This window comes from Niabella hirudinis (genome assembly GCF_051201075.1).
Taxonomy (GTDB): domain Bacteria; phylum Bacteroidota; class Bacteroidia; order Chitinophagales; family Chitinophagaceae; genus Niabella; species Niabella hirudinis.
Genome location: NZ_JBPEHJ010000014.1, coordinates 97,983 through 107,689 on the forward strand (window position 1 = coordinate 97,983; position 9,707 = coordinate 107,689).

Annotated in this window: 5 protein-coding genes; 3 read left to right on the plus strand and 2 right to left on the minus strand. The window is 48.4% G+C overall.

The features are described 5' to 3' along the window. Nucleotides 1–353 precede the first annotated feature (353 nt). The gene (locus GGU45_RS19580) at nt 354–1,256 is read right to left on the minus strand and encodes a hypothetical protein (RefSeq protein ID WP_435227644.1); all 903 of its coding nucleotides are present in this window, start codon (nt 1,254–1,256) and stop codon (nt 354–356) included. 100 nt (nt 1,257–1,356) lie between these two features. On the opposite strand from GGU45_RS19580, the gene GGU45_RS19585 reads away from it, so the two are divergent. Both GGU45_RS19585 and uvrB read left to right on the plus strand, forming a co-directional pair. After that, entirely contained in the window at nt 1,357–1,812 is a 456-nt protein-coding gene (locus GGU45_RS19585) for a methylglyoxal synthase (protein WP_435227646.1), read from the plus strand. A gap of 80 nt (nt 1,813–1,892) precedes the next feature. Beyond that, nucleotides 1,893–3,932, plus strand: a complete 2,040-nt coding sequence (gene uvrB / locus GGU45_RS19590) for an excinuclease ABC subunit UvrB (RefSeq protein WP_435227648.1) — start codon at nt 1,893–1,895, stop codon at nt 3,930–3,932. 450 nt (nt 3,933–4,382) lie between these two features. Here uvrB and GGU45_RS19595 read toward each other — a convergent pair whose 3' ends face one another. Then, nucleotides 4,383–6,425, minus strand: a complete 2,043-nt coding sequence (locus tag GGU45_RS19595; RefSeq protein ID WP_435227650.1) for an OmpA family protein — start codon at nt 6,423–6,425, stop codon at nt 4,383–4,385. 314 nt (nt 6,426–6,739) lie between these two features. On the opposite strand from GGU45_RS19595, the gene polA reads away from it, so the two are divergent. Next, entirely contained in the window at nt 6,740–9,574 is a 2,835-nt protein-coding gene (polA, locus tag GGU45_RS19600) for a DNA polymerase I (protein ID WP_435227652.1), read from the plus strand. Nucleotides 9,575–9,707: the final 133 nt, after the last annotated feature.

Below are 9,707 nucleotides of genomic sequence, written 5' to 3' on the forward strand. Positions count from 1 at the left end.
GGTGGGGTGCAAATTTAGTTGAAATCGGCTGATTTGCTGTAAAGACGAGGGCCACTGAGGCACAGAAACACTGATTTTTTTATTCTTATTTCCCGGTATCCATAGTAACGGGAATAAGGACCAGAAGCCTAAAGTTATCAGCACTTCAGAGGCAAACATGGGAGGCACAGAAACACAGGATTGTATTTACAAACAAACCGAACGGGGGTATTAAAGCCTGCATCAATCGTAAATTGTCGCTCAAATCTTCCCGCAGCCTAAGCAAATAATTCAGTGTTTCTGTGCCTCAGTGGCTTTTCCCCCAACAGGCAACCAAATGGATTCAGTGCTTCTGTGCCTCAGTGGCTTTTTTCTTATTTCCGCTTTCCCTCAAACGGATAAAACGATAATCCAAGGGACAACAGGAACTTCCGGGAGCGCAAATCCCTGTTCTCGTACACCGTGGGCGGCGCGTCTTCATTGGATTTGGAGGAGAGGGGATTGGTGGCAAAATGCATACCTACGTCAAACTTCATCCAGGAAATATTTGGAAACCCGGCCTGGAAAAGCATACTGGGTTCAAAAAACACTTTGTTTTTGCCGGGCAGGGTATTGTATCCTACGCGGGCCTGCTCATCTTCCGTATAATTAGTGCTGATATTGCTGGTCGTCATCAATGAAAACTGCGGCGCAACCGACATACGGGCATTGTCAGAAAAAAAGAAATTAAAGGAAGGGCTGAGGTGGTATTTCACAAAATGGTAGTCGTAGTAACGCTTACGCTCCGTGGGCATACCCCTGTCAGTGGATTTGGAGGAACCGAAGCCCGCGCCAAAGATCCCGTTAAAATAAACTTTATTCGATGCTCCCATAGCGGTATAAAAACCGGCGCCCACATCCACCATTGATCGGGTATAGTTTATTTTGCTGGACTCGTTGGCATCTAAGAGATCATCATCATTGAAGCGGTCCTTCTCAAACCGGCGCATACCGGCTACCTGGATCATAAAATGATTGGTAACGGCAACCGCAGCCTGTACATCAAAGCCAAGGTTTTTATCCGTTTTATCCCCGCTGCTGCTGTCGAGGTCTATATTGCTGAAGAGGTTATCGGGGTTTGCTGCAAAGGCGCCGCTCAGTTTAAAGTCGCCCTGCTGGCGAAAGAATGATGCATTATAGACGGCGGGGTTATGAATATAACGGGGATTGGTGGTGCTGCAGGAAGCCAGAAAAAAGAGTACAAGGATGGCTGCAACCGGGTAAATGGGTACGCGCATGGTTTACATTTTATGGCTAAATTATGAGTTTTTAAGCAATCGGAGTTTGGAAGGTGCAAAATGGGAGGTTTGTCTATCTTTAGATTCTTAAAATATGATAATGGAACGGATTCTGGGGCCCAGGAAGAGGATTGCGCTGGTGGCGCATGATCATAAAAAAGAGGAATTGCTGCATTGGACGATGACCAATAAAGACAAGCTGGTGCCGCATACCCTGTTTGCTACCGGAACAACAGGTACGATCTTAGAGCAGGCCCTGCAATTGCCCATTCAAAAATTGTTAAGCGGCCCTCTGGGCGGCGATCAGCAAATAGGAGCCATGATCGCCGAAGACAAGCTGGATATCCTGATCTTTTTTTGGGATCCCATGGAAGCCCAGCCGCACGACCCGGATGTAAAAGCCCTGCTGCGCTTGTCAGCTACCTATAATTTGCCCGTAGCCTGCAACGCCGCCACCGCTGATTTTATGTTTGCGGCGCCTTTTATGACACAGGAATATACGGCCGTACAGACGGATTATTCCACATATTTAAAGCGGCATTTATTATCTACCTGAATAAAACCGAAGCACGGGGTCCCCGGTTTAAAGACCGGAACCAACAATAAACGATAAATAAAAAACAATAAATTCTCTCAATGCCTTTCAATTTACATATTCCATTTCCTCCCGCCGGTGATCAGCCGGAGGCCATCCGTCAGCTGACAGAAGGACTGAATGCGGGGGAGCGGTACCAGACCCTGCTGGGTGTTACCGGTAGCGGTAAAACCTATACCATGGCCAATGTGATCCAGAATGTACAGCGGCCCACGCTTATCATCACCCATAATAAAACCCTGGTAGCCCAGTTGTATGGCGAGTTTCGCCAGTTTTTCCCGGATAACGCAGTGGAATATTTTGTATCTTATTATGATTATTACCAGCCGGAGGCATATATGCCGGTAAGCGATACCTATATCGAAAAGGATCTGGCCATTAACGAGGAACTGGATAAGCTGCGGCTGCGGGCCACCACCAGCCTGCTTAGCGGCCGCAGGGATATTATTGTGGTAGCATCTGTAAGCTGTATCTACGGTATGGGAAACCCCACGGACTATGAGAACGGGATCATCCGGATCGATAAGGGGCAGACCCTCTCCCGGCAGGGATTTTTGCATGCGCTCGTGAACTCCCTGTACACCCGCACCACACTGGAATTTACAAGGGGAAGTTTTCGGGTAAAAGGGGATACGGTAGACATCAACCTGCCTTACCTCGACTTTGGTTACCGGGTAACCTTCTTTGGCGATGAGATTGAACAGATCGAAAGCATTGATGTCAATACCGGTAAACGGATCAGCAAGATGGAAAATGCCGCCATATTCCCCGCCAACCTCTATGTGGCGCCAAAGGACATGATCAACCAGGTGCTGTTTGAGATCCAGGATGAAATGAATGCCCAGGTGGAATATTTTAAACAGCAGAATAAGCTGATTGAAGCGCAGCGCCTGAAAGAGCGCGTGGAGTATGATGTGGAGATGATCCGGGAACTGGGCTATTGCAATGGGGTAGAGAACTACTCCCGTTTTTTTGACCGGCGCAATCCCGGCACCCGGCCCTTCTGCCTGCTGGATTATTTTCCGAAAGATTATATGACCATTATTGATGAGAGCCACCAGACCATGCCGCAGATCAGCGGGATGTATGGCGGCGACCGAAGCCGCAAGCTGATCCTGGTAGACTATGGATTCCGGTTGCCTTCTGCGATGGATAACCGCCCCCTGAACTTTCATGAATTTGAGAACCTGCAAAACCAGATGGTTTTTGTTTCGGCTACACCGGATAAATATGAACTTGAAAAGACCGGTGGTGTAATTGTAGAACAGGTAGTACGCCCCACGGGACTGCTGGACCCGCCCATTGAAGTGCGTCCCAGCATCAACCAGATCGATGATCTGCTGGATGAAATTGACAAAACGGTAACGAAAGGCGATCGCGTATTGGTAACCACCCTTACCAAGCGCATGGCAGAGGAGATGGATAAATACCTGCATCGCATCAATATAAAATCCAAGTATATCCACAGTGAGGTGGATACCCTGGACCGGGTGGAGATCCTGCGCCAGCTGCGCCTGGGAGAGATTGATGTACTGGTGGGGGTAAACCTTTTAAGGGAAGGACTGGATCTCCCCGAGGTAAGCCTGGTGGCGATCCTGGATGCGGATAAGGAAGGGTTTTTGAGAAATGAAAAATCGCTGACCCAAACCGCGGGCCGCGCCGCGCGCAATGTGGATGGCCGGGTAATATTTTACGCCGATGTAATGACCGGCAGTATGCAGCGCACCATTGATGAAACGGATCGCCGGAGAGAAAAACAGATCGCGTATAATATCGAACATGATATTACACCCCGCACTGTAAAAAAATCAAAGGAACAGGTATTCAAACAAACCTCGGTACTGGATATTAAAGGGTTTGACGAAAAAGACAAGTATGCCATTAGTTTTGACGAGGACATGATCACCGTAGCGGCCGAAGACCCGGCGGAGTATAAGACCATTCCGCAGATGGAAAAAGCGGTTGCTAAGGTGAAGAAGGAAATGGAAAAAGCCGCCAAAGACCTCGACTTTATGGAAGCGGCGCGATTACGGGATGAGATGTTCAAAATGCAGAAGGAGCTGGAAGAGATGAAACGGTAGAAAGCCTTTTATAGCGATTGCCTCCGTTGCCTTCAACAAACAAATAAGGCTGTACCAAAAGTCGCTGTTTTGTCATGCCGTCCCGATGGCGATCGCATGCGCGTCAGGTTAAGGGGATGTAAGCATGCCGGCAAATCTGCGCTATTAAAGGCTTTGAGGGGGATAGCCCCGGATAGATTTAGAACGTCGTGCTTCAGCGCGATGTTAGCAGCGAAAAGGCAGGCCTGCCTGTTGCAATATGGAGTATGGCAACCGACTTTGCAACAAATCGGTTGCAAAGTCGGTTGTTGCAAAATATCCTGCAACAAAAACTTTTGTAACAAAATCAATAGCCGGCCCCAGGCCTGTTGGCTTACCGTTGAAGGTGTTGACCGGTATCTGTGTGCTACCGGGCAAGGCCGGCGCCGTGCGGGCCGTCTTGCAATGCCCCGCCGGTGAAGAAGCGCTGCGTTACTCCAGCACTTTTATCTCCGTGCGCCGGTTTAGCTGGTGCTGCTCCTCACTGCAGGGTGTATCGTTGCCGCAATTGTTCAGCAACCGGCTTTCGCCATAACCCATTGCCTTTAGCCGGCTTGCAGCAATACCCTTGCTTACCAGGTATTGCACCGCGGATTCTGCGCGCCTGCGCGAAAGGGTCATATTAAAAGCATCGCCGCCCCGGCTGTCGGTATGTGAGGAAAGTTCAATTTTAACGGAAGGGTTCTCCTCCAGCGTTTTTATCAGGTTGTCCAGCACCAGCGCTGCATCCGGGCGAATATCCCATTTATTGTAGTTGTAATAAATATCTTTTAATACAATGGAGGCGTCTTTTTTTAATTCCATTACTTTCAGCGCCAGGTTCACATAGATCACCTCGCTGCGGTTAAGCCCCTTAGTGGTCACTTTTTCACGGTTGGAGAAATAACCCTTGTTTTGTGCGATGACGTTATAGTCGCTGTTCTGGTCCAGCTGGTAGTTGAACCGGCCGGAGGAGTCGGAGGTCCTCTGTTCAGCGCTTCCCCGGGTCACATTGGTTAAAGAGGTTTGAATAAACGGAAGTGAGTCCATACTGGCCTTATTGATGGTTTTGCCTGCCAGGGTAAACCGGATATCATTGTGGATGAGCTCGCGGAAGATGGTGGCAGCCGGTGCCGAAAAATCGGCAATAGCTACAGCGGCCCCGGTTGTTTTGATCCCGTTTTTGATCCCGGTAATCCTGTAGTTGCCCCTGGCCAGTGCCCTTTGCAGGGGAATGCTGCCGTCCTCCATGGTCATGGTTTCAATAATAGATTCGTCCCCCTCTTTTTCAATCCTGATATTCACGCCATCCAGGGGTTTTCCTGTGGGTTTGTCGATTACTTTTACCGCCAGGTTTTTATCCGCCGGGGGCAATGCCCGGGGAATAACCGGGGGCGCAATAACCGGTGCTGCCCGTTTTTTGCCCATCCAGATCTTTAAGCCCAGGCTGACGCTTAAAAGTCCCAGGTTCTTTTTTTCCGTATAAGACCGGCTCAGGTCGTATTTATCCCGGTAGCTGGCGTCCCGCTCGACAGCCGGATCCGGCTTAAAGAGGCTGATGCTGCCGCTTGCAATACCATTGGCCGTAGCCTGCCCCTTCATGTCGGGCGATGGAATATACCAAAAGTCGGCTCCCAGCGACAGGGAGGCTTTAGGCGAAAAGAAAAATTCCAAGCTGGCGCCTCCGCGTCCAAGGAATTGCATTTTGTTTTTTTCTTTCAGGGCTGCCGGACTTTCCGCACCACTTGCTTTATACGCGTCAAAGAAAGCATTGGTCATACCGTATTTTTCATAATCTCCGGAGATGTTGACGGTAGCGGTACCAATGGTTGGGTTCTCCGGCGCCGCAGCAGCAGCCGGGGCGCTTAAAACAAGTGTATTGTTTACACTATAGGTATACGTATCGGGCGAAGCGCCCTTGCCCTTAAGGTAGTAGTAGCCAAACCGGGTCATTGCAACGCCCCCTTGTACATAAACAGAACCCTGCAGCTTTTGGCGGCCAAACCAGATCCGTGGGCCGGTAAGGGCATAAAAGCTTTTAAGATCCTTGCTAACTGCTGCCTGCTGTGTACTTTCGGGAAACGTAAAATAATCGCTTTTTGCCTGTCCGGAGTCGATTGCGTTCCGGAACTGCGCGGAGTTTCCCATGCTTCTGAGCACATCCTGCGCCGATGCAATAAAGCGGCGTGTATCCGGATGGTCCCTTTTGATATTGAGCATGCCAAGGGCCAGTTCCCAGCCAAAGGCATTTTTTCTCCAGCCGCCGTTTACTTCGGCAAAAAGACCGCTGTTGAGGCGGTAAAGCGGGTTTTCGTACAGGGATTTGTTTTTTAAAAGATAACCACCGCGCAGGCCGGCATAAAATCCTGTTTGGTACAAGGGGTATCCGGGGCCGTCCGTACTGGCAGTGCTGGTAACAATATCATCCTGAGCAAAAGCAAATTGAAAGGCTGCGAAAAGGCAAATAAAGGAAAGCAGTAATGATCTTTTTTTCATAGTAGTTTAAATGTATCGTGGTTATTGTGGCTGGATTTGCGGTAAATATAGCTGAAAATTTGAAAATGTGGAGATGGTCAATAGTCAATGGTTAATGGTTTATGGTGGCATTCAGCATTCAGCGTTCGGCATTCAATATCATTTTCTTAAGAAGGGGACCCGAAAATCTCCACCTAAATGTCCCGCTTTGCAGGATCTGTAAAAATCTGGGGAATCTGTGAGTCTATATTGGGCGTCCGCGTGCTAAGGAAACGACATTGAATAGGCAATCATAAACAACCTTCATTATAAATTCTATACATTACCTTAGCAGCATGGAGAAAAAGTTATTTCTGTTAGATGCGTATGCGCTGGTTTTTCGCGCCTATTATGCGCTCATTCGCAGCCCCAGGATCACCAGTAAAAATAAAAACACCAATGCCCAGTTTGGGTTTACCAATACCCTGGTGGAGCTCATAAACAAACAGAAACCTTCCCATATAGCTGTTTGTTTTGATACCCACGCTCTTACAGAACGTCATACGGATTATGCGGATTATAAGGCCAACCGTCAGGAAACGCCCGAAGATATTTTAATAGCGGTACCCGATATCAAACGGATCATAAAAGGATTTAATATACCGGTGATTGAATCGGATGGATATGAAGCGGATGATATTATTGGTACCCTTAGCAAACAGGCAGCCGCACAGGGATACGATGTGTTTATGGTAACTCCTGATAAGGATTATGGTCAGCTGGTAAGCGATAAAATAAAGATTTATAAACCCGGTTACCAGGGTGGAGATGTGGAGATCATGGGTCCTGAAGAGGTTTGTGCCAAGTGGAATATAAAAAATGTATCGCAGGTGATTGATGTGCTGGGGCTCATGGGCGATGCCGTGGATAATATACCCGGGATTGCCGGTGTGGGAGAAAAAACCGCGGCCAAGCTGCTGGCAGAATATGAAACGCTGGAGAATGTGGTGGCCAATGCGGAAAATATAAAAGGTGCTCTTGGCCGGAAAGTGCAGGAGGGCAAAGAGATGGCCATCCTGTCGAAAAAGCTGGCTACCATCATCACTACAGTGCCGGTTGATTTTCATGAAGAAGATTTCCTGGTGAAGGATTGGAACAACGAAGCGCTGAAAGAGATCTTCGGTGAGCTCGAATTTCGCACCCTGGCCAAACGCCTGCTGGGTGAAGAGCCCGGAGATGGTGCGGCAGCAACAGCTGCTAAAACACAGGCCGGAAAAGGGGTGCAGATCGATCTGTTTGGAAATGTGATCGGGGGCGCCGATATTACCGAAGCGGAGGATGAAGCGCCGGCCGCTATACCCTCCCAGTTAAAGACCATCAGCGATGCGCAGCCGGATTATAAGGCCCTTGAAGACGAAGACGCTATTAAAGAACTGGTGCATGAACTGCTGCCGGTAGCGGAGGTGTGCTTTGATACGGAAACTACGAATATTGATGCCAATCTTGCCGAGCTGGTGGGCATGAGCTTTTCCATTAAAGCAGGTACCGGCTATTATATTCCCTGCCCGGCCGACAGGGAGGCAACAAAAAAAATACTGGATTTGCTGGCGCCCTTATTTGAGGATGAAAAGAAATTGTGGATCGGCCAGAACTTAAAATACGACCTGCTGGTGTTAAAATGGTATGGTGTGGAACCCAGGGGAAAAATCTTTGATACCATGCTGGCCCACTACGTGATTGAGCCGGATGGCAAGCGGAGCATGGACCAGCTGAGCGCCAAATACCTGGGCTATGAACCCATTCATATAGAAGAACTGATTGGGAAAAAAGGAAAGACGCAAGGCACGATGCGCGATGTGGAGATTGATAAAATAAAGGATTATGCAGCGGAGGATGCGGATATCACCTTCCAGCTAAAAGCCGTATTTGAGCCCATGCTGGAAAAACGGCAGGTGCAGAAAGTGTTTGAAGAAGTAGAAAATCCGCTGGTACGGGTGCTCACCAATATGGAGTTTGAAGGAATCCGTATTGACGAGGAGTTTTTAAAAAACTATTCAAAAGAACTGGAAAAAGACGCTGCTGAAGCGGAAAAGAACGTATTTGAAATTGCTGGCGTAAGATTCAACCTGGCCTCTCCAAAACAATTGGGAGAAGTATTGTTTGAGCGGCTCAAACTGGATGGCTCCGCAAGAAAAACAAAAACCGGCCAGTACCAGACAGGAGAAGATGTTTTATTAAAGCTGGCGGCAAAGGGACATGCGATCGCCGACCAGATTATTGCCTTCCGGGAGCTGACCAAACTGCGCTCCACTTATGTGGATGCCCTTCCGCAACTGATCAATCCCAAAACCGGCAGGGTGCATACTACCTACGGACAGGCGGTGGCGGTTACCGGCCGGCTGGCCAGTAATAACCCCAACCTGCAGAATATACCGGTACGTACGGAGCGGGGCAAAGAAATCCGTAAGGCGTTTATCCCACGCGATGAAAGGCATACATTATTGTCTGCCGACTATTCACAGATCGAACTGCGGATCGTAGCTGCCATGAGCGGTGATGTAAATATGGTTAATGCCTTTAAACAAGGTACCGATATTCATACGGCAACCGCCTCTAAAGTATTTAATGTGGAGATGGATGCGGTTACCAGGGAAATGCGTTACAAATCAAAGAGCGTTAACTTCGGCATTATCTATGGGCAGGGCGCTTTTGGGCTGGCGGATAATCTGGGTATTTCCCGTACGGAAGCCAAAGGTATCATTGACAGTTATAAAAAAGAATTTTCCGGCATTCAGCGGTATATGGATGATACCATCAATTTTGCCCGCGAGCATGGATATGTGCAAACCCTGATGGGGCGTAAGCGTTGGCTGAAGGATATCAATTCCTCCAATTTTACGGTGAGAGGCTTTGCAGAGCGCAATGCCATCAATTCGCCCATCCAGGGCACTGCGGCCGATATGATCAAACTGGCCATGCAAAAAGTAGCTGCCGCCATGAAAAAGGCAGGGCTCAAAAGCCGGATGATATTGCAGGTACATGATGAGCTGATCTTTGACGCATTAAAAGAAGAAGTACAGGAGCTTAAACCCCTGATCATTGAAAACATGCAGGCAGCACTACCCCTCCCTTTTGAAGTGCCGGTGATTGCTGAATGCGGCGAGGGAAGCAACTGGCTGGAAGCGCATTAATGAATAATGTGAAAATGTGGAGATGTGAAAATGTGGGAATTTCTGATTTCTGATTTCTGATTTCTGATTTCTGATTTCTGATTTCTGATTTCTGATTTCTGATTTCTGATTTCTGATTTCTGATTTCTGATTT

Bases quoted from the DNA above. Each gene is read 5' to 3' on its own strand.
- GGU45_RS19580 (WP_435227644.1), bottom strand. From the start codon at position 1,256: ATGCGCGTACCCATTTACCCGGTTGCAGCCATCCTTGTACTCTTTTTT.
- GGU45_RS19585 (WP_435227646.1), top strand. From the start codon at position 1,357: ATGGAACGGATTCTGGGGCCCAGGAAGAGGATTGCGCTGGTGGCGCAT.
- uvrB (WP_435227648.1), top strand. From the start codon at position 1,893: ATGCCTTTCAATTTACATATTCCATTTCCTCCCGCCGGTGATCAGCCG.
- GGU45_RS19595 (WP_435227650.1), bottom strand. From the start codon at position 6,425: ATGAAAAAAAGATCATTACTGCTTTCCTTTATTTGCCTTTTCGCAGCC.
- polA (WP_435227652.1), top strand. From the start codon at position 6,740: ATGGAGAAAAAGTTATTTCTGTTAGATGCGTATGCGCTGGTTTTTCGC.